This is a genomic window from Burkholderia sp. Bp9140, from assembly GCF_003853425.1.
In the GTDB taxonomy this organism is placed as follows: Bacteria; Pseudomonadota; Gammaproteobacteria; order Burkholderiales; family Burkholderiaceae; genus Burkholderia.
In genome coordinates this window covers 189,929-210,903 of record NZ_QTPQ01000006.1, presented here as the reverse complement: position 1 = coordinate 210,903, position 20,975 = coordinate 189,929, and the positions used below count along the sequence as shown (strand labels likewise).

The following is a 20,975-nucleotide window of genomic DNA, read 5'->3' as shown; positions in this document are numbered from 1 at the left end:
GCTGTTAATTTTTAAAGAGCATTTCTGCGAGAAACTTCGTGTTTCTCAGCAGCGCTGCGTTTTCAGCAGCAGAGAAGGAAGATTATGAACCGTCTTTCTTGGCTCGTCAACAACTTTTTACACTGCTTCGTTGCGACGACCGGGGTTCAACTTCCTGTGCCGCCCGGGTCCCTACCGCCAACCCGACAGCACCACTTCCCTTCTTCCCCCGCGCCGCGTTTCCGTTAGCGCGAAAGAGGCGTGATTCTATGCACCCGCCACCGTCTCCGCAACCCCCTTTGTGAAAATATTTTGAAAAAGCCCCCGTGCGCTGCCGCGCACGGGGGCTGGGGTGTGGCGCTCTACGGACTGCGGCGCGAGAAGCCCGCGACGGATCCGACGCGAGTCCTACTTTCCACCTATATAGAAAATCGCCACCACCTTCTGTTCGACCACGCTCCGCATCTGCCCCGCGCCAGTCACCACACTGCGGAACAAACAAAGGGGCGCACGCCGTCGAGTATCATGCCGCGATCGAACAACGCACTCACACCAACCAACGATGGACAGCACCACTCAATCCGGCGACACCGATCTTCGCGACGAATATGCGGTGCTGCGCGAGCGCGCCGTCATGCTGGAGGAACAGGTCCCGCCGCTTCTGCAACGCATCTCGGATGTCCTGCCGCGCATCAGCGGCGAGTCCGAACTGGCGGACGAGCATCGCGAACGGCTGGTCGGCGCACGCAACGCCGCGCTGGTCTCGATCGAAAACTATCAGCAGGCGATCCCGTTCCTGCAGACGGCCGATTCGATCATCGAGCAGCTCGACAAGACGCCCGAGCGCGACGAGGACATCGAGTGGCGCGAATCGCTGCTGCAGCGGCTCGACGAACTGATCGACGTCGCGGTCGTGATGATCGACGATTCGCACGCCTATTTCGAGCAAGCGGACGCTTGCGATCTCTCCAGCGTGCCGAAGTCCATTCTCGAAGACTGAGCATCACGGCCGGGAGGCGTACGTTGCATCGACTGCATATGTTGCGCACGCCACCGGCTTCGCACATGCCGACCGGCTGCCACTGCTCGACACCCTGACGCCGACAGTCCGATACGTCTCCCGAAAAAGCTCACCTCGCCGTCACGGATTCACGGGTAGCATCCAGCCGCGGCCCCTGACTAGAGCGTATCGAGCACGATCGTCTCGCCGACGATCGGCACACGGATATACCCGCCCTCCGCATCGCCATACGCGTGCGCGTTTCCGTCGATCACGTATTGCGCGGTCAACGCGCACAGCGTGGCGTCCCGCGCGTCGACCGAGCGCAGTGTCGACACGTCGATCCCGAGTTGCGCCAGCAATTGCCGGCGCTGGTTGCGTTTCTGCTTCGCCGACGCAATCGCCTTGCCGAGCATCGCGCAGGTAATCGCGTACGGATAGGTTTCGAAGCTCACGCGCCCGCCGGCATACCGTGCGTCGGTGAGCAGCGGATAGGCATCCGTCAGCGCGCGGTAGACGCGCTCGCCCATGAACATCCAGTCGAAGAAGCCCGACGGGCTCGCCACGGCCTGCTCGCGCGACGGCGTCGGAAAGCACGAGATCCGTTCACGCGCGAGCGCCTGCTCGGCCGCGCGGCGCCCGCCTCCCGTCCACCACAGGCTCGGCGCATCGACGCCGACGGCCACCACGTCATGCTCGATACACAGCGAAGGCAGCGCTTCGGGTGCGATCCGCGCCTCGCGGCAGACGATCGTCGAGCCGCGCAGGATCACGAGATCGCATTGCTTCTTGTCGCCGCCCACGTCGACGCCCGCCACCGCAGGCGATGACCGCACGACGGATCGGGATCGGGCCGCCTGCATGGCTGCGCGTCAGTCCGCCGGCCGCGCGTCGTACGCGGCATCGAAGATCCCTTCCAGGCCGGGATGCACGCCGCGCATCCGGTCGACAACCGACTTCGCCCAGTCGAAGTACGCCTGCTTGCGCTCGAGCGGCCAGTCCGCGGGCGGATGCCGCGCGATGTCGCGCAGGTTGCAGATCTTGTCGGCCAGCTTCACGAGCTTCGCGCGCCGGCTGATGCTCGCCGCATGCTCGACCTGCAGCCGCTTGCGCTCGTCCTTCGGCAGCGCCTTGTCGTCGGTGACTTCCATCACGATGTCCGCGACGTCCTTGCCGAACAGCCGCAGCAGTTCCTGCTCGGTGGTCTCCGTATCCTCGATCGTGTCGTGCAACACCGCCGCGACGATCACGCGCTCGTCCTCGATGCCGGCTTCGTTGGCCAGCACATCGGCCAGCGCGATCGGATGGTTGATGTACGGCGACGCCTCGTCGTCCTTGCGCCGTTGATTGCGATGCTTGTCCGCCGCGAACGCGATGGCAGCTACCAGCTTGTTCATGTTGATCCCTCGTGTGGCCGGACCGCGACCGGCCGAACCGGTCGCGTGCGTTTCGGAACCGCACATACTACCTGTACGCGATGACCATTCCCACGTATTGGAACATCGAGCCGCCCGGCGTCATGCGCCGGCCGCCTCGCGCTGCAGCGCGACCACGTTGACCTGCGCGCCGAACACGTCCCGCACGAGCGGCAGCAGGTGATCGTGGTGCGTCAGGAACAGCACCTGGGTCCGCGTCGACAGATCGCGCAGCGCCTCGAGCCCCGCCTTCGCGCGCGCATCGTCGAAGTTGATGAACAGATCGTCGGCAACGAACGGCAGCCCGGTCCGGCTGGCGAGCTGCAGTTCGAGCGCCGCGATCCGCAGCGCGAGGAACAGCTGATCGCGCGTCCCTTCGCTCAGGCCGGCGACTTCGACCGACGTGCCCTTCGTGCGCCGCGCGTACAGCGCGGGCGGCGTCCGTTCGGTGTCGACGGTCAGCCGCGCGAATTCGCCGAGCGTGAGCCCCGCGAAAATCTCGCCCGCCCGGCGCAGCATCGGCCCCTGCTTCTGGTCGCGATAGCGATCGGTCGCCCACTTCAGCAGACGGCTCGCGGTCGCCGCTTCCAGATACTGTTCGGCCGCGTCGCCCATCGCGGCCAGCGCTTCCTGCCGCTTCGCCTCGGCCACGGCCGCGTTCGCCTGGCCGTCGATCGCGCCGAACGCCTGCTGGGCGACGACCTGCTGCTGCGCGAGCGCGTTCAGGCGCTTGCCGACGTCGCCGAGCGACTGCTTCACCGCTTCGAGATGCGCGGGCACGTCGGCGATGTCCTGTTCCGCGACCTCGGTCTCGACGGCCGCCTGGGACAACCCGTCGCCGTCGCGCACCAGCGCCTCCTTCGCGGCATCGACGGCCTGCCGAAGCTGGCGCTGCCGATCCGACCGCTCGGCCAGCGGCAGCGCCGCGTCGACTGACACGACGCCGGCCAGTTGCAGCAACGGCTGAATGCGCGCATCCGCACCCGCCACCGCGGCGGCCGCGTCGGCGACCTTGCCGTCGGCCTGCCGCACCGCCTCGTCGGCACGCCCGATCGCGCGCGCGGTTTCCCGTGCGGCCGCCACCCGCATCGTCAACCGGCGCGCAACGTCCAGCCAGTCGCCGCTCGCCAGCCATGCGGGCTCGAGCGCTTCGGCCAGCCGCCGCGCGCCTGCCTCGAGCGCAGCCAGCTCGGCACGGATCGCGGCCATCCGGTTGCGCGGCGCATCGGCGTCGGCCAGTTCGGCCGTCACCGCATTCGCGAGCCCGAGCGCCCCTTCCGCCGCCGCCAGCGTCACCGCGTTCGCGGACAGCTTCGCGTCGGCGAGCGCGTCGCGCCATTGCGCGTGCCACGCATCGTAGGCGGTCTGGGCCTGGCCGGCGCGTGAACGGGCCGTCGCGCATCCGCGTTCGGCTTCGCGCGCGCGCTCCTCGAGGCTGTCCTTCTGCGCGCGCGCCTTCTCGGCCGATTGCACGAACGTCTCGGCGATCGCGATGAGTGCCGCCAGACCGTCGGCGTCGCTGCCGCGCGATACTTGGCGCAGCGCCGCACGCAACGCGGTTTCCGCGCCGGCCCGCGCATCGCGGATCGTCGCGAATTCGCGGCGCTGGCGGTCAAGCTCGAGCTGCGCGGCAAACACCGCGTCGCGCTTCGCGAGCCAGTCTCCCATCGCCGCCAGCGGCATGCCGGGCACGCCGGCCGTGGTCGCCAGTTCGGACCACGCGTCGCGATGCGCGGCCCGCTCGCGCTCACGCTCGTCCATTGCCGCCTGCCGGCGCGTCAGCACGGTGCGCGCGGACTCGACCTGCTGACGCAGCGATTGCAGCGTCGCCGCCGCTTGCGTGGCGCCGAGCTGCGCATCGACGAGTTCGTCGGCGAGGCGAATCGCATCGTCGACGGCCGGCGCACCCGTTGCAAGCTCGACCGCGCCGCTGCGGATGTCGCCCCACGCACCGTCGCGACGCGCGCGCGCCGCCAGTACTTCAGCGGTCGTGACGACCTTGTGGGTTTCCGCGAAATGCTTCTCCTGCAATTCGAGCCGCTCGTGTTCTTCCTGCGCGACGTCCCGTGCATCGCGTGCGGCCGCCGCCGCACTCGCGCGCTCGCTTGCTTCGTTGAGCAGCGCGCCGAGCCGCGCCGCCGACGGCACATCGAGCACGCGCAGCGCGTCGACCGGCTGGCGCCACTGGCCGAGTGCATCGAGCGCGTCGGCGAGCATGCGCTCGGCGGCAGCGATGTCGCGCTCGAGCGCCTGTTCGCGCTGACCGCTGTTGCGGAAGCCCTGCGCATCGGCGAGCGCCGCACGAAGCACTTCCGGCACATCGACCGTCGGCAGGCGCGCCAGTTGTTCCTGCGCCTGCGCGAGTTCCTGCGTGCGCTCGGCGAGCGATTCGCGCGCGCCTGCCAATGCCTGATGCAGCGCGCCGTGGTCGCGCAACTGGTTCGCGACCGTCTTCAGCGACAGCGCGGTCGGCAATGCCGCGCGCAGCGACGCCTCGTCGGTCGGCCAGCCGAGCTGAGCGGCAGCGGAACCGGCGGCGGACAGATGCCGCTCGACGTCCGCACCGAGCAACAGCAGATCCTGTGCGTGATTCATGCATGCGCCGCGCAACCGGTCGAGCGCCTCGATGTCACCTTCGAGCGCCAGCGCGTCGACATCCGGATCGATCGCATCGCGCGCCTGCCGTTTCGCGAGCAGGTCCGCACGGCGCTCCTCGAGCACCTTCTGTTCGGCCGCGAGATCGCCTTGCGCTTTCAGCAGGTCCGCATACGCGGTCGGCGGCAACTCGACGACGGCGCCCAGTTCGGCAAGCGCCGCTTCCTTGATCGTCAATTCCTTCAGGTACGGCGCCAGCCGCCGCACGCGCTCGAGCTTCGAGCGCAGCGCTTCAAGGCGGCGCTGCTCCGCGCGCGCCTGCTCGATCTCCTGCTCGACCGCATCGCGCGCCTCCTTGCGATCGACCCAGTCGCGCGTGCGCACCTGGACCGCCTTCAGTTCGCCGACCGCTTCGTTGAACGAAGTCTCGGCCTGCGCGAACGCGCTGCCGCTGCGTCGCGGCGCCCACAGCTCGCCCGAGCGCGCGTCGAGTTCCTCGCGCACGGGCCCGAGCGTGCCGACACCCGCCGCCGATTCGAACAGCACCTGGCCGAGCTTGTCGGACGCGTCGAGTATGCTCCGGCCGCCGTCGACGAGCCGCGCATGGTCGAGCCCGAACATCTGCTCGAAGAACTCGCGCGTCGCGCCGTCGAGGATGGCGTCGAGATAGTTGTCCGGCAGCTTGTCGTCGGCGGGCGTGCGCAACGGGCTGCGCCCGCGGGCACGATGAAATGCGAGCGCGCCGGCACCGCCGTCCAGCACGCCGCCGATCCGCAGTTCGGGCGTCGCATGCAGGAAGTCGAGCGGCGTCTGCAGCTTCATCCCGAACAGCAGTTCCGACACGGCCGTCCGGATCGTCGACTTGCCGGCCTCGTTCGGCCCCACGATCACGTGGAAATCCTGGCCGGCCGACGGAAAACGCAGCGTCTCGTCGGTGAACTTGCCGTACTTGATCAGATCGAGCTGGCTGATGCGCATCGCTTATTCCCCCCTCGCCAGCCGCGCGAGCAACGCGGGGCCGACCTGCTCGACCAGCGCCGTGAGTTCGCCGGCGCGCGCCATCGTCAGCAGCGGCACCTCCTCCTTCACGTCACTGCGCACCTTGCCGACGAACGGCTTCAGGTCGCGCTCGAGCAGCGCGAGGAAGTCCGGATCGTGTGCGGCGTCGGCCAGGATCTGCTTCAGGTCCTCCAGCGCCTCGAGCTGCTCGCTCTCGCCCCGCGGCTGCTCGGGCGCGGACGTCGCGAGCCGGACCTTCTCCAGCCACAGCCGTTCGTTGCCGATGATGCCGATCTGGTTCAGCACCTCCGCGCGCAATTGCGGCGCGCGGCCGAAAAAGAGACCGTGCGCGGACGTACGTCCCGTGACCGTCACGCGCACCGCGCGCGGCACGTGGCCATCGACGCTCAACAGCGCCTCCAGCGACTGGCCGATCTTTCTCGACAGGTCGGCGACCGTGAAGCAGTCGGACGCGTCGACCGATACGGCTTCCCAGCGCAGCACGTCGAGGTACAGGCGCTCGACGTGCGTGCGACCCTGCTCGACCGTCACGAGCACCGCGCCGCGCCGGCCCGTCTCGCGGATATGACGACCCTGCAGGTTGCCGGGAAACACGACGGTCGACGGCCCCGACCATTGCTGGAATTCGTGCACGTGGCCGAGCGCCCAGTAGTCGTAGCCTTTCACGTGCAGTTCCGCCAGCGTGCACGGCGCATAGTTCGCATGCGCCGCATAGCCTTCGAGCGCGGTGTGCAGCACGCCGATGTTGTAGCAGCCCGGCACGGGATCCGGATAGCCGATCGCGAGATTGTCGACGACGGCCTTGTCCTTGAAGCTCTGCCCGTGCAGCGCCACGTCGAATTCCGGCAGCCGATGGGTTTCCGGCTTGCGGTGGCCGAACACGGTGACGTTGTCGGGCAAGGTCAGCTTCTTCGTCATCTCGCTTTCGGCGTCGTGATTGCCGCCGAGCACGAATGCGCGAATCCCGGCCTTGCGCAAGCGGCCCATCTGCTGGCCGAAGAAAATGCCGGTGTTGTGGTCCTTCCAGTCGCCGTCGTACAGGTCGCCGGCAATCACGAGGAACGCAACCTCCTCTTCGATCGCACGATCCACGAGCTGCCGCAGCGCCTCGCGCGAGGCGTTGCGCAACTGCGCGGCCGGCGCGTCGGGATACGCGCTCAGGCCGTGCAACGGGCTGTCAAGGTGAATGTCTGCCGCGTGGATGAACTTCACGAAGATTCCTCTGTTTCATGACGAAGGGCGCTGTCGAACGCCGGGCACGGCCGCCCGTCGCCTGCGGGTCGGGATGGTACCTGAAAGCGGACGCCGCGCATGCGCACGGCCCGGCACCCCGACGACCGCGCTGTTCGTCCCGCGCGCGTCACTCGCCGCGCGGCACGGGCGGCGGCGCAAAACCGTTGTCGTTGCCCGGGAACGGATTCGCATTGCGACGCAGCGCTTCCTCGTCGCTTCCCTTCTGCGCGAACAATGCAACACCGATCACTCCGACGTTCGCCGTATCGCCGTACTTCGAATTCGCGACGTAGCTGTCGGGCACCGACGCGAAGTGAAACGCCGCGACTTCATCGCGGCTCTTGCTGCCGATCGGACATGCTTGCCTGGACCGGTGTCGTCGTGAGGGCGGCCCGGCGACCGGGAGCCCCGCTATTTAAGCATGGCGGGCAGGCAATGGGCAGAGGGTGCGCGGCCGCCCGTTTCGGTCCGCGGCACACGCACCCGGTCACGATGCGCGGCGCATCAGTAAAAAAGCCCGGCCCGCATCGAAGCGGACCGGGCTTTCGCGGGAAGCGTATCGCTTACTGCGCGCCGCCTTGTGCCGACGCCGAACCCTTCACGCCAACCGATGCGCCGCCCTGCACCGAGTTCGTCGCGCCCTCGAGCGCTTCGCCGGCCTTCGCCTTCGCGCCGCCGGCAACCTCACCCGCCGTCGACACCGCACCTTGCGCGTGGCTCTTCGCCGAGTTCGCGACGTGCTTCACGTGCGACTTCGTCGCGTGCACCGCCGATGCCGCGGCATCCTTCGCCGAACCGGCAGCCGAGCCGACTGCTTGCGTCGCGCCACCGACCGCGTTGCCGGCCGCCGAGCCGACGCCGCCGACCGTCTTGCCGGCGCCCTGCAGCGCACCGCCGACGAGGTTGCCTGCGCCCGAACCCGAGCCCGCGGCATTCGCGCCCGCACCGGCCTGCACGCCCACGCCGCCGCCGAGCAGCGGCGTCTGGACTTGTGCGCCGACACCGGCGGAACCCTCTGCGCCCGTCTGCGCCGTTTGTGCGAAAGCAGCCGATGCGATTGCCGTCAGCGCGGCACCAAGCAGGATCGTGCGAATCTTGTTCATGGTCATTCTCCCCAAAGACGTTGTTGCTGCGGGCCGCCTTCGTGCGGCTGGTCGCATGCCTCACCGCGACGTGCGGCAGGTGGAGCTAATGTAGCGGCGCCGACGTCCAAAACGATCGAATTGCGGGGACTGTTACTTCGGTTGCAAATGCTGACGATTGACTCACACTGTTTGACAAACATCGCGACCGGCGCGTGATTGGCGTCGCCCGATGCCATGCATCGGCGCGCCCGGCACAACGCATCGGCTAGCAGGGAAAGCGACCGTTCCTGTAGGCATCCCAAAGGACGCAGGTCGGCCAACCGTCGGTGCGGCCCGACAACCGGCTTCTCGCGATCAGGTCGATGTCGTCGGACACGCACGCCGCGATGTCCACATTCCCCGATGCCCGGAACGCGAGCCTGAACGCCTTTTCCCTGAGCGCATCCACGGCCGGCTTGTCGAGCGCGGCCCCCGGATCGCCATCGACTTCGTCGAACGCCGTCATCCAGCAGGCATCGAACGGCGCCGCGTCGCGGCTGGCCAGCACGCGATCGCAATCGACATCGCCGAGGAAATCGAAAAATCCCGGACTGGACAGGATTGCATCCATTTCAAGCAGATGCGCGTTCGTCACGGTGGCCCCTTGCCACGATGCGTGGCCGTTCTGTTCGTCGATCCTTGCTGCCATGCGCCGCTTTCATGTTCCGCATCGGCGATGCACGGCACCGCGTCCGCCGCTACCGGCAGACCGGAGCCGCACGCCCTCCTCCGACACGTGCGCTTACGGCCTGAATGTGTCGCCGAGCACGACGCCTTCGCGACGCGGATCGGTACCGCCCTGCAGCGCGGGCGACTGTCCGACCGTCACGCGCATCACGGTGTTGACGCCGCTCGCCTGCGCCGACGTCGATACCTTGTGCCCGAGCGCGACGAGCCCCGTGATCAGCGGATCGTTCGCGCCGTTGTTCGACGCGGCGACGTTCGGATGCTCGCCGCCGATGTTCGTCGTCGGGCTGTTGCTCGCGCCGAAGTCGACGAGGCCCGCGGACTGCTGCGCATCGAGCCCCCAGTCGAGCGCGCCGACGAGCGTCTTCACCACGTATTGCGGAATCGTGCCGCCGCCCGGCGAACCGGTAGCCATCACGAAATCGCCACGCGAGCCGTCCGCCGCCTTGCCGAACACGATCGTCGGCGCCATCGAGCTGCGCGGCCGCTTGCCCGGCTGCACGCGGTTCGCCACCGGATTGCCGGCACTGTCGACCGGATTCGCCGAGAAATCGGTCAGCTGGTTGTTCAGCAGGAAGCCGTGGGTCATGTGGAACGAGCCCATGCTCGACTCGACGGTCGTCGTCGCGCTCAACACGCTGCCCTCGCCATCGACGATCGTGAACTGGTTCGTGCCGTGTTCGATCAGCGTCGTGTCGACGCCGAGCGGCACCGCGCCGAAATTGCCGGGCTGCGCGGTGCCCATGCTGCGGCTCGTGTCGATCAATGCGGCGCGCGACTTCAGGTACGGCTTGTTCAGCAGCGTGTCCCACGTGCCGCCCGGCAGCGGCACGAAATCCGTATCGGCCACGTACTTGTCGCGATCGGCATACGCGAGACGCTCGGCTTCGGTGATCAGGTGCACGCCGGCGACGGTCGGCTTGCCGCCTTCGAGATCGATCGCCGTGGGCTTCAGCGGCGCCAGGTCGAAGTTCTCGAGGATGCCGAGCGCCGACGCGACCGCGATACCGCCCGACGACGGCGGCGGCATCCCGCATACCCAGTAGCTGCGATAGGTCGTGCACACGGGTTCGCGACGCTTCGCCTGGTACGCGGCCAGGTCGGCGACGGTCGTCTTGCCCGGCGTGATCGTCGAGCCGTCGGCGCCCTGCGTCGTCGCGATCTTCGCGACGATGTCCTGCGCGATCTGTCCCGTGTACAGCGCGTTCGCGCCGGACTGTGCCATCAGCGTCAGCGTGTGCGCGTAAGCCGGGTTCTTCAGCACGGTGCCGAGCGTTTTCGGCGTGCCGTCCGCATTCAGGAAATACGCGGCGGCCTCGGGATCGCGCTTCAGGTTCGCGGCGTTCAACGCAATCGCATCGGCCAGCCGGCCGCCGATCGGGAAGCCGTTGGTCGCGAGCGTGATCGCATCGCCGAACAGCCCCTGCCATGGCAGCTTGCCGTGATCCTGCTGCAACGACTCGATGAGCCGCGGTACGCCGATCGTGCCGATCGAACGGCCGCTTGCGCGCGCGTTCGGTTGCGGCGCCGACTGGTCGTTCCGGTCGTCGACGTAGCGCAGGTAGTTCTCCGTTGCCGCGGCCGGCGCCGTTTCCCGTCCGTCGTACGCCTGCAGCGTCTTGCCGCGCGCGTCGTAGTAGAGCAGCACGCCGCCCGAGCCGAGGCCGGTCGCCTCGGGCACCGTCAGGCCGAGCACGGCCTGCACGGCGACGGCCGCATCGGCGGCCGTGCCGCCCCGCTTCAGCACCGCGCAACCGGCCGCGCTCGCAAACGCATTCGAGGTCGCCACCAGGTACGTCTTCGCATGGACGGGTTTCATGCCGGTGCGGTAACCGGACGATGCTTCAGGCAGCGACGGATCGCCCGGCTGGTTCGAGCCCACGACGACCGTCGAGCCGCTGTTGTCGATCGCGAGGCAGCTCGCGTCGGATACGGGAGACGACGTGGCGCCTGCGCTGTTTTCGATTTCGTCACTGCCGCACGCCGTCATCAGGACGGCCGCGACCAATGCGGACACGTACGGGAAAATCGCTGTTCGGTTCATAGTCTCTCGGGATTCTTGTCGGTCGTTGCGATGTGCGTCACGCTGCCTGCGCCCCCTCGGCGGGCGGGTGATGCGATCGATAGTCCCACGAACGGATTTTTTTGCGCAACAAGGGAATGGGGCGAGGTAACCGGCAGTTGTGCATGCAACGTGATTGAACCGGCTCGCGATCCTCTCGAGGGAAATGCCGAGACGCATACCGCGCATTGACGGCGTGATTGCCCGCGCGGCCGGTTGCTCGACGGCCTTGCGCATGCCGATGTCAGCGCGATGCCTGGCCTCGCCAGCGCGCGAACGGTCACGCGAATCCGGCAGACGCCGGCGCCCGATGCGGCCGCGGATCGCGCCGCGCGCGAACGCGGGGCGGCGTCGTGTACGCGATGCCGCCGATCAGCCCCGTTCGCGCTTGTTCGGCTGGATCAGCCGCAGAATCCGGCTGTCGTACGGTGACTGCATGACTTCCGCGATGCGGATGTCCGATGCGGCCGGGTGCAGCGGATTCAACAGGAAGTTGTGCGCGTGCGGCACGACGACGCTCGGTACGCGCAGCAGCGCGCTCGGCTGCGTGTGCAGCCACTCGGTGCCGGCGCTGCGGGTCCAGTCGACGTTCTCTCGCCAGTCGGCCGGTGCATCGCCTTCCGCGATCTCGGCAACGTCCACCGACTCAGGCACCTCGACGCGCAGCAACTGGTATCCGCTCGGCAATTGCGCAACGGTGGCGATTTCGAAATGAACGAGCGTCTCGAGCAGCGCGAGCGCCGGATGCTCGGCGAGGTAGACGACGGGCTGCCCGGCAAAATGCCAGCGCCCGCCGGCCCGCAATCCGCCGATGCCTTTCAGGTCGGCGTAATTGCTGATTCGCCACAGCGTCGTCAAGCGAAGTACCCCTCGTCGATCTGCGTGAGGACTTCTTCGACGAGTCGCGCGCCGTGCTCGGTGCTCGACATGTCGAGCGACGTGCGGCCGCCGAAGCGCTGGAGCCCGTTGCGCAGCCACGCCATCGCCTTGTCCTGGTCGCCGAACGTGGCCGTCGCCTGCGCGACGATACGCGCCAGCCGGATCGCCTTGTCGGACTCCTCCGGCGACAGGCGCTCATGCGCCTGGCGGCGATGGCTCAGCGTGCGCCGCGGAATGATGAAGGCGAGTTCGTCCGACTTCAGGCCGCGCTCCGACAGCCGATCGATCACCGCGACGTCGACACGCGCGCTCGCCAGCTCGGCGAGATCGGCGCCCGAGCGCACGCGAATCGCGAGCAGTTGCTCGAGTATCGTGAATTCGGCCTGACGCGGATGCGCGACGCCCGAAGGGTGAAACGCGATCGTGCTCATGATTCTTCTCCGGCAATTTGCCCAATCATTATAGGCGTTTTGCCGAATGCTGGTGGATCGAGTCGTCGGCGGTTCGATGACGCTCGGTTGCGAGTGTCGGCGGAACGGCTTCCGCTCGCCGCCCCGTCCCGTCCCGTCACGCATTGTCGGGATTGGTGCGAATCGAAGATTCGCCCTGGTGCGGGGATGGCGAAATCCAGCATATAACGTCACTCGCTGACGTCATGTGGTTGTCACGTAACAATTTTTCTAATGAATAACCACCGGCAAACTGGAACCCGATCAGCCGGCCTACGCCGACGATCGGACGGGCGGTTGTCGAGGAATGATGCGATACGCGTGACGACAATCCGCCACGCCCGAAATCATCAGACAAAACCTCCGCTTTCCCCGCGAATCGTTTACCCAGTTGCAATAATTATTCGCTGGAACGGCTATTTCCGACCGGTATCGCGATCGCTACGATGCAATCAACCGCTCGACGCAACAAGCGAAGCGCGAAATCTACGAAAACCGGAGGTCATCATGAAGTCGTCCATCTACGCAATCGCCGCTGCCACCGCCCTGTCCGCATCGTTTGGCGCATTCGCTCAGTCGAACCCGTCGGGCCAACTGACGCGCGCCCAGGTCCGCTCAGAACTCGTCCAGCTCGAACAGGCCGGGTACAAGCCGGAAGTGTCCGACGTCCACTATCCGAATGCACTGCAGACCGCGCAGGCAAGGGTGACAAACAGCGACGCAACGGGTTACGGCGCGCAGGCCGCCGCCGGCGTACGCGCAGGCCGCGCGATCGCGGTCAAGCAGAACACTCGCGACTCGGTCTATTTCGGTCAGTAAGACCGCCGCACGCGACGCGATCCGCGATACGCCCGCTGCCGACGCAACACCCCGCTCCCGTTCATCGGGGGCGGGGTGTTGCGTTTTCGGTGCATGCGACATGCGCGGTGCACGAAGCGCGATCGATCCGCGAGCGCGAATCGGCCGCCGCCTCGCACCGTTCACGCAGACCGCCGGCGTTTGCGCATAGAATGGCCGCGTGGTCGGCGCCGGCCGAAGCGAACGCGAGCGAAGCCTCGAGCCACCGGGGCATACCGCACTCGCTGGCCGACCCGATGCCGCACTCATCGCATTTTTCGACAAGGAGCGGTTTCATGTCTCAAACATCCGGTTCCATGATCACGTTTCGCCGCCCGGACGGCCAGGAACTGCAGGGCTACCTCGCCACGCCGGAAAAGACCGAAGGTGCACCCGCGGTCGTCGTCATCCAGGAGTGGTGGGGTCTCAATGACCAGATCCGCGGCGTCGCCGATCGCCTCGCGCGCTGCGGCTACTTCGCGCTCGTGCCCGACCTGTATCGCGGCAAGTCGACGGTCGAGGAGGAAGAAGCCCATCACCTGATGACCGGCCTCGATTTCGGCGACGCCGCGTCGCAGGACATACCCGGCGCGGTGCAATACCTGAAGTCGCGCGCGTCGCGCGTGGCGGTCACCGGTTTCTGCATGGGCGGCGCACTCACGCTGCTGTCGCTGCAGTTCGCCGATGCGGATGCCGGCGTCACGTGGTACGGCTTCCCTCCGCTCGACTACCTCGATCCATCGAAGATCAAGGTGCCGCTGATAGGTCACTGGGGTACGCAGGATGCGTTCTTCACGATCGACCAGGTCGATGCGCTGGAGAAGAAGCTGACCGATGCGAAGGTCGACATCGAATTCCACCGCTATCTCGCGCATCACGCGTTCGCGAACGAAACGGCCGTCGGCCCCGGCCGCATCGGCGGCACGCAGTTCGATCCGGTGTGGTCGCAGATCGCGTGGGATCGCACGCTCACGTTCTTCGGGCGCACGCTCTGGGGCAAGCAGCAGTAATACCGCAGCGGGCACCCGCCGCTGCCGTGCAGCGATGCACGGAATGCAAAACGCCGCGGACCTGCATCCGTGGCGTCGTCGTTTACGGGTACGAATTCGCTACGCGAGCGACGGCGCCGCCGCCTGGCTGACGTCGACGCGTTTCGGCAGGATGCCCGCCCGGCGGGGCATGCATCGAGCGATGCAACCGATTGGAGACGTCGCGTCGAATCGTCTTCAGAATCAAATTCGGTATGCGAAGTATCTGATACGGACCAACGTCGATTCATGAACGACCTGACGTGTGCCACGTCAATCGACCCGGCACACGTTGCCCACTCGCGCTCAGGACTCGCAGGAACCGCGCAGCGCCGCCTCGTCGGCGGCCAGCATTTCAGGCACGCATTCCCGCAGGAAATCGACGAACGTCCGGATCTTCGCGTCGAGGTACTGGCGCGATGCGTACATCGTGTAGACCGTCAGCTTCTGCAGCCGATACTCGGGCAACACGCGAACCAGCGCGCCGCTCGCCAGCGCGGGCACCGCGGTCGACATCGGCAATGAGCCGATCCCGAGGCCGGCGCGCAGCGCGGCGCCGAGCGCGTCTGCGATGTTGACCTGGAAATCCGGCAGCGGCAGGTCGAACGTCTCGCGACCGTCAGGGCCGTCGAGATGCCAGCGGTCGCGCGGAAATATCGACGAGACGATCTGCAGACACGCATGTGATTCGAGATCGCGCACGGTGCGCGGCGTGCCGCGCTCCTTCAGGTACGCGGGCGACGCGCACAGCACGCTGTGCACATCACCGAGCCGCTGCGACACCAGCCCCGAATCCGGCAATTCCGCCGCGCTCAGTTGCAGCGACACGTCGTAGCCTTCGTCGATGATGTCGGGCACGTGCTGCGACAGCGTGAGCTCGACCGCCACCGACGGGTAGCGCTGCCGGTATCGCACGACCGCGGGCACCAGGTAGGCCTGTCCGAAACTTGTCGTCGCGTGCACATGCAGCCGCCCTGACGGCTTCGCCTGCGCGTCGGCCGCCTCGGCTTCCGCTTCGTCGATATAGGCGAGGATGCGCTGGCACCGGTCGAGATAGCGCTGTCCGGCATCGGTCAATGCGATGCGGCGCGTGCTCCGGTTGAGCAGACGCGTACGCAGGTGCGTTTCGAGTTGCGCGACCGAACGCGATGCGTACGCGGTGGTGATGTCCAGGCGTTGGGCCGCGCTCGTGAAGCTGCCCTCCTCCGCCACCCGGGAGAAAATGCGCATCATCTGTAACGTGTCCATCGACATGTCCCCGGGATTGAAATCGCTTTGCAGCGGCGCCCGCCCCGGCACGGTCCGGTCTGGCGCGAATTGTGCGGAACAGTACCGCAGCGGTGCAGGCGTGTCCAGTTTGCCGTGTGCCGCAGCGGCGAACCCTCATTCACGCGACAAGCATGTCGCCGGGCACGCATTGCGCGTGCCGCGTCACGCTCGGGCCCGCTCGAACGGGTTGCTCAGCACGATCGTGTCGTCGCGCTCGGCACCGGTCGTGATCATCGACACGGGCACGTCCGCGACCGCCTCGACGCGCGCGATGAAATCCTGCGCGGCACGCGGCAACGCCGCACGCTCGCGCACGCCCTTCACGGTGCCGTCCCATCCGGCGAAGGTTTCGTAGACGGGTGTCGCGCGCGACTGCGCATCGAGACTCGCGGGCAGATGGTCGACGCGTGCACCGTCGAGTGCGTAGCCGACGCACAGCTCGATCGACGCGAAGCCGTCGAGCACGTCGAGCTTGGTGAGCGCGAGCGAATCGATCCCCGAGATCCGGACGGCCTGCCGCAACTGCGCGGCATCGAGCCATCCGCAGCGGCGCGGGCGGCCGGTGTTGACGCCGAACTCCTGCCCCCGCGCGCGCAGCGTTTCGCCGGTGGCGTCGTTCAGTTCGGTGAGGAACGGGCCGCCGCCGACGCGCGTCGCGTATGCCTTGGTCACGCCCAGCACGTGGCCGAGTTTCGACGCGCCGAGGCCCGTGCCGGCCGCCGCGGCCGATGCGACGGTGCCCGACGACGTCACGAACGGATACGTGCCCCAGTCGATGTCGAGCATCACGGCCTGCGAGCCCTCGAACAGGATGCGCTCGCTGCGGTCGTTCGCGTCGTTGAGGTCGGCCCACACGGGACGCACGAACGGCAGGATCTTCGGCGCGATGTCGAGCAGCGTTGCCAGCATCGCATCGCGCGAGCACGGCTCGAGCCCCAGGCCGCGAAACCATGCATTGTGGTGATCGACCAGCACGTCGAGCTTCTCGGCAAGCCGGCCCGGTTCCGCCAGATCGGCGACCCGCAGCCCTCGGCGCCCGACCTTGTCCTCGTACGCCGGCCCGATCCCGCGCAGCGTGGTGCCGATGGGTTCGCGACGCAGGCGCTCCTGTGCCTCGTCGATCGCACGGTGAATCGGCAGGACCAGCGTGGCGTTCTCCGCGATCGACAGATTGTCCGGCGTCACCGACAGCCCGAGTTCGGCCATTCGCCCGATCTCGGCCAGCAGCGCCTCCGGATCGAGCGCCACGCCGTTGCCGATCACGCCGCGCTTGCCGCGCACGATGCCGCTCGGCAGCAGCGCGAGCTTGTACGTCTTGTCGCCGACGACCAGCGTATGGCCCGCGTTGTGGCCGCCGTTGTAGCGGGCGACGAGATCGGCCTGCGCCGCCAGCCAGTCCACGACGCGCCCCTTGCCTTCGTCGCCCCATTGGGCGCCCACTACCACCACGTTCGGCATGCTCCATGCTCCATGTGAGAAATCCAGACACATATTCCGGCCGCATCGGCCGTTTGTGTGCCATATTGGCGGAGCCGGATCGCCCGATCAAACGATTAAATCTGAGCATCCGTGTGAGTAAAATTCACGCGAAACGACGAATGGCCCGACGACTCCCTCCATTGAATTCGCTGCGCGCGTTCGAAGCCGCGGCCCGGCTCGGCAGTTTCACGCTTGCCGCCGACGAGCTGTGCGTGACACATGGCGCGATCAGCCGGCATGTACAGCAACTGGAGACCTGGCTCGGCCGGCCGCTGTTCGAACGGCACAACCGGCGGGTCGAGCTGACCGATGCCGGTCGCGCGTACCTCGCCGAGGTCGGCGCATCGTTCGACCGGATCGCGCTCGCCACCGCGCAGCATTTCGGCCAGGGACAGCAGCGCGTGCTGCGCGTCAGCGCGCCCGCGACGTTTTCGCTGCGCTGGCTCGTGCCGAAGCTGTCGTCGTTCCAGGTTGCCCATCCGGCCATCGAGGTGCGGCTGTCGACGTCGAACGAGCCGATCGAGAAGTTGCGCGACAAGGTCGACCTGATCGTCCGCGGGGGCCCGCAGGCAATCGACGGGTACGTGGCCGAGGAATTCCTGTCCGAAGTCCGGTTGCCCGTGTGCGCACCGAAGCTGCTCGAGGGCCGGCCACTGCGTACCCCAGCCGATCTCGCCGGCTTCACGCTGCTGCATGCGGCAACCTATCCCGGCATGTGGCCCGAATGGCTCGCGGCCGCCGGCCACGCGAATCTGGTGCCGCGGCACTCGCTCACGCTCGAGCATTTCTATCTGACGCTGCAAGGCGCGCTCGACGGCCTCGGCGTCGCGATGGGGCCGATCGCGCTCGTCGCCGACGACATTGCCGAAGGCCGGCTGGTACAACCGTTCAGCGAACCGGCGCTGCCGCCGTGGCGCTATTTCGCCTACGTGGCGGACGCGCGCGCGGAGGACGAAGCCGTGCGGGCATTCAAGGACTGGCTGAAAACGACGGGGAATGCGGCGGCGGACGCGCGGCGCTGATCATGTCGGCTGCGGCCGATCAGTTGGTGCGGGTTTCGAGCGCCGTGCGCCGGCACGTATTGCTCGTGCATGAACGTTTTATTGCCTCGTGATTCATCCGGCGATTTTTATATTCCGTAGGATTCCTTTTTGAATGAACATGCAGAACACCGCGTTCATTCATGGAGAGTGCATGTCGACTTGCCCACCCAAGAAACGCAGGATACCGAATCAATCAATACGCATACGATACCTGCACGGTGCCCGGACGCGTATCGCGTTTTCGCAGCACAAACGACAAACCCCGGCTCGAGCCGGGGTTTGGGTCGTGGAGGACGCTTACTGGCTTGCGCCAGCGGCTTCGCCCGCCTTCTTCTGCGCATTCTGCAGGTTCTGCGGATAGTTCGGATCGTTGGCCGCCGGCTTGTAACCAGCGTCTTCGAGTTTCTTCAGTTCGGCGGTATTCTTCGCGCGGGCCGCCTTGTGTTCGGCTTTGCGTTTTGCTCGTGCTGCCTTGTGCGCTTCACGCTTCGCGGCCTTCGCATCCTGAGCGGCCGATGCGGCCGGTGCACTGGCGTCGGTCTGCGCGAACACCGGAGCCGCCGAGCCGAAGAGGAAGGCGGCTGCCGTAGCAGCCAGCGTGAGTTTTCTGATCTGGATTCGCATCGCTGAACTCTCTTTTCTGATTAATCACGGAATGAAAGTAGATCGAGATACCGCCCCTGCCCCTGGTCGGTCTTCATGTCGCGATCAGGGCCTTTGCATCATAACCGCGTTGTGAAAAACGTGGCGTCATCGTGAACACATTCTTGGGGATACACGTATGGGATACGTCGCGTCGTGACATGTACCACGCATTCGTCCGATCCTCGTGTCGCCGGGACCACAACGATGCACCGCGCTCGCGGCATCACGCGACGCGCATGATCGCGGGCAACCGTGTGATGAACCGGATTGTTCCGTCGATCCGATGCAGGTTGCCGGTGACGATGAGATCCGTTCCGGCAGGTCGTGCACGCGCATGACGCTGGCTGTTTCACCCGTGGAATCCGCCGCTCGCGCAACGTGATCAGCGCTTCATGAACGGGATCACCCACGGAATCGCAGACCTGTGTGCCAAGTTGCGATTCGCGGCTGCGCGAATCGCAGTTCATCCCATAAACGACCACGATTCGTTCGGTGTCGAGTCCGGCGCGATCCCCTGCACGTCCACACGATGAGGCGCGAACGATCGGGTAACCGCTCGCTGCATGCATGGTTACCTGTTCGGCACTTTTCGTCACCACTTATGGGATAGGACGTTCGCCGGCAGAGACGTCATCGCGCACAAGGTGAACGCATCGATCGGAATCCATTCACGATTGCGCGCAAACATCACACGATCGTTTGGATGTGCGAATACGCGAGGTTCGTCATCGCACCGGCGTCGAAAAGAGTCTTGAGCCTGTGCGATGAGAACGCCGGCACGTCCGGCATTGCGCGCAGGTGTCACAGCTTTTCAATTGGGTGAGCGCATATGGCGCAGAGGCGTCTAGCGGACCGTTTGCCCGTCCGGGGAGCGCCTTGTCGGTGAGCTTTTACAGGACTCGACCTCTTCCAACGGTGAGGATGTTCGGGATTCGAACGCGGATCTGACGAGGGTGAGCGTTGTTGGCGACGACCGCCTCACGTTCGGGGCAATGCAGGGATTGCCGTGATTGACCGCCCGCGATCGCCGTTTCGCCGATCGAGACACGGTACCGATTCCGGTACCGGTCGAAAGGTAGAAAACTGTGAGGTCGAATGACTGGAGCAACGCGGGTAATTTCGTCAGGGCACAGGCCTGCGATTGAAAAAGTGCCAGACAGACCGACACGTGATTGCCGAAGACTTCTCCACGGAAGCCCCGGCACGGACGCCAAAAAATCCGCTCGCGGATGGATTCCGGCGATTTCTCACTGCAGTGACGAAAGCCGCCGATATTCCTGTGCCACGCGTCGCGACCGTCGTTTGCGGGTAATCCCGGATGGAAGATGGGCCGCAGTGGCCATTTTTGGGTCCCATAGGCGGATACCTTTCCCCCGAAAACGGGGATTTCCTCCCATAAGTTTCTACGTTTGAGTGCTTGTGAGTAGGTACTCACCTCCGTGGAAAGCCTTGCCAGGCTTAGGAGACTTGCACAGTAAGGGCAAATATTCGGGGTTCCACGGGCCGAAGGCACCGATTGCTGTGCTTGTCGAGCGCCGGAGGCTCGCATTGGTAGCGGTTTATGGGGGTTGTTTTTCTGCACAGGCACACGTGTGTTTACATCTTTGGTAAACCACGTTTACTTCTTTAACTACTTTTAGACGGCTCACAGCCTTGTCTGGCAAGGGTTTGACAGGTGTTCGGTACCCATTTATGGGAGCACAGGCGGAAGAGTATGGGGCTTCAGGTCTGTGGATTTGGGGAATCTGGTACCGCGTTGTGGGAAATGAGGGGTGTGGATATGGGGCACGCGTAGCCTGTTATGGGATATCCGGCCAAAAATGCTTCAGGTAGTCCTCTATGGGGGAATTCATTGGTAGCCATTTATGGTGCGTTCTTGTCGATCCATCGGCGGCGCCAAGCACAGCATTTTATGTGGGGTTGCCGGTTATGGGATGGATTTCAGGTAGTCGTTTATGGGTGCCTGCACAGACCGGGTGATCTCGTTTTGCTCGGGCCTTGGGAGGCAGGGTCCCATAAACAGGATCAGGCCGGTGGAAAGGTTACCTTCTGTGGGGGAATCCGAAGGTAGCCATTCATGGGAGTTATTTTCGCTTGCCGGGCACGTATGAAGACAAAACGGCAAGGCGTTGGATTCCGACAGGTACCCTTTCATGGGAAGCATTAAAGGTAGCCTGTTATGGGGGTACGTGGATCGTGTTGCAGAGCACCACGAATCGGGTTTGCCCATC

Annotated in this window: 17 protein-coding genes and 1 pseudogene; 5 read left to right on the top strand and 13 right to left on the bottom strand. The window is 65.9% G+C overall.

Annotated elements, in window-relative coordinates; translation table 11 throughout:
• Positions 1-541: 541 nt before the first annotated feature.
• Entirely contained in the window at positions 542-979 is a 438-nt protein-coding gene (locus DIE21_RS07770; protein ID WP_124497130.1) for an ATPase, read from the top strand.
• A 179-nt stretch (positions 980-1,158) separates the two neighbouring features.
• On the opposite strand, the gene DIE21_RS07765 is transcribed toward DIE21_RS07770, so the two are convergent.
• From DIE21_RS07765 to DIE21_RS07730, 8 genes are all read right to left on the bottom strand, one after another.
• Positions 1,159-1,842, bottom strand: coding sequence for a DUF429 domain-containing protein (locus DIE21_RS07765; RefSeq protein WP_124497129.1), 684 nt, complete (start codon positions 1,840-1,842; stop codon positions 1,159-1,161).
• A gap of 9 nt (positions 1,843-1,851) precedes the next feature.
• Positions 1,852-2,376: an HD domain-containing protein gene (locus tag DIE21_RS07760; protein ID WP_124497128.1), complete on the bottom strand. Its 525-nt coding sequence runs from the start codon at positions 2,374-2,376 to the stop codon at positions 1,852-1,854.
• A gap of 120 nt (positions 2,377-2,496) precedes the next feature.
• The gene (locus DIE21_RS07755; protein WP_124497127.1) at positions 2,497-5,967 is read right to left on the bottom strand and encodes a YhaN family protein; all 3,471 of its coding nucleotides are present in this window, start codon (positions 5,965-5,967) and stop codon (positions 2,497-2,499) included.
• A gap of 3 nt (positions 5,968-5,970) precedes the next feature.
• A complete protein-coding gene (locus tag DIE21_RS07750; protein ID WP_124497126.1) occupies positions 5,971-7,221 on the bottom strand; it encodes a DNA repair exonuclease in 1,251 nt (416 codons plus the stop codon).
• Positions 7,222-7,369: 148 nt separating this feature from the next.
• The gene (locus tag DIE21_RS07745) at positions 7,370-7,546 is read right to left on the bottom strand and encodes a hypothetical protein (protein WP_260432340.1); all 177 of its coding nucleotides are present in this window, start codon (positions 7,544-7,546) and stop codon (positions 7,370-7,372) included.
• Positions 7,547-7,805: 259 nt separating this feature from the next.
• Positions 7,806-8,345, bottom strand: coding sequence for a hypothetical protein (locus DIE21_RS07740; protein ID WP_124497125.1), 540 nt, complete (start codon positions 8,343-8,345; stop codon positions 7,806-7,808).
• Between the two features lie 247 nt (positions 8,346-8,592).
• Complete coding sequence (locus DIE21_RS07735) at positions 8,593-9,015, bottom strand: hypothetical protein (RefSeq protein ID WP_124497124.1); 423 nt, start codon at positions 9,013-9,015, stop codon at positions 8,593-8,595.
• 93 nt (positions 9,016-9,108) lie between these two features.
• Positions 9,109-11,097, bottom strand: a complete 1,989-nt coding sequence (locus DIE21_RS07730) for a gamma-glutamyltransferase family protein (protein ID WP_124497123.1) — start codon at positions 11,095-11,097, stop codon at positions 9,109-9,111.
• Positions 11,098-11,322: 225 nt separating this feature from the next.
• Here DIE21_RS07730 and DIE21_RS37670 point away from each other — a divergent pair.
• Positions 11,323-11,457 (top strand): annotated as a pseudogene (locus DIE21_RS37670) (site-specific integrase); the annotation flags it as partial.
• Positions 11,458-11,487: 30 nt separating this feature from the next.
• Here DIE21_RS37670 and DIE21_RS07720 read toward each other — a convergent pair.
• Both DIE21_RS07720 and DIE21_RS07715 read right to left on the bottom strand, forming a co-directional pair.
• Positions 11,488-11,973, bottom strand: a complete 486-nt coding sequence (locus DIE21_RS07720) for an RES family NAD+ phosphorylase (RefSeq protein WP_124497122.1) — start codon at positions 11,971-11,973, stop codon at positions 11,488-11,490.
• Entirely contained in the window at positions 11,970-12,425 is a 456-nt protein-coding gene (locus DIE21_RS07715) for an antitoxin Xre/MbcA/ParS toxin-binding domain-containing protein (RefSeq protein ID WP_124497121.1), read from the bottom strand. Before DIE21_RS07715 ends, DIE21_RS07720 begins: the two co-directional genes overlap by 4 nt.
• Before the next feature lie 525 nt (positions 12,426-12,950).
• Here DIE21_RS07715 and DIE21_RS07710 point away from each other — a divergent pair.
• Together DIE21_RS07710 and DIE21_RS07705 are read left to right on the top strand one after the other, a co-directional pair.
• Complete coding sequence (locus tag DIE21_RS07710; protein ID WP_124497120.1) at positions 12,951-13,262, top strand: DUF4148 domain-containing protein; 312 nt, start codon at positions 12,951-12,953, stop codon at positions 13,260-13,262.
• 314 nt (positions 13,263-13,576) lie between these two features.
• On the top strand, positions 13,577-14,290 hold the full coding sequence (locus tag DIE21_RS07705) for a dienelactone hydrolase family protein (protein ID WP_124497119.1): 714 nt from the start codon (positions 13,577-13,579) through the stop codon (positions 14,288-14,290).
• Positions 14,291-14,614: 324 nt separating this feature from the next.
• On the opposite strand, the gene DIE21_RS07700 is transcribed toward DIE21_RS07705, so the two are convergent.
• Together DIE21_RS07700 and DIE21_RS07695 are read right to left on the bottom strand one after the other, a co-directional pair.
• Entirely contained in the window at positions 14,615-15,556 is a 942-nt protein-coding gene (locus DIE21_RS07700) for a LysR family transcriptional regulator (protein ID WP_124497118.1), read from the bottom strand.
• A 183-nt stretch (positions 15,557-15,739) separates the two neighbouring features.
• Positions 15,740-17,035: an adenylosuccinate synthase gene (locus DIE21_RS07695; protein WP_124497117.1), complete on the bottom strand. Its 1,296-nt coding sequence runs from the start codon at positions 17,033-17,035 to the stop codon at positions 15,740-15,742.
• Positions 17,036-17,175: 140 nt separating this feature from the next.
• On the opposite strand from DIE21_RS07695, the gene gcvA reads away from it, so the two are divergent.
• Positions 17,176-18,078, top strand: coding sequence for a transcriptional regulator GcvA (gcvA, locus tag DIE21_RS07690; protein WP_124497116.1), 903 nt, complete (start codon positions 17,176-17,178; stop codon positions 18,076-18,078).
• A gap of 318 nt (positions 18,079-18,396) precedes the next feature.
• Here gcvA and DIE21_RS07685 read toward each other — a convergent pair whose 3' ends face one another.
• A complete protein-coding gene (locus tag DIE21_RS07685; protein WP_124497115.1) occupies positions 18,397-18,723 on the bottom strand; it encodes a DUF4148 domain-containing protein in 327 nt (108 codons plus the stop codon).
• Positions 18,724-20,975 lie beyond the last annotated feature (2,252 nt).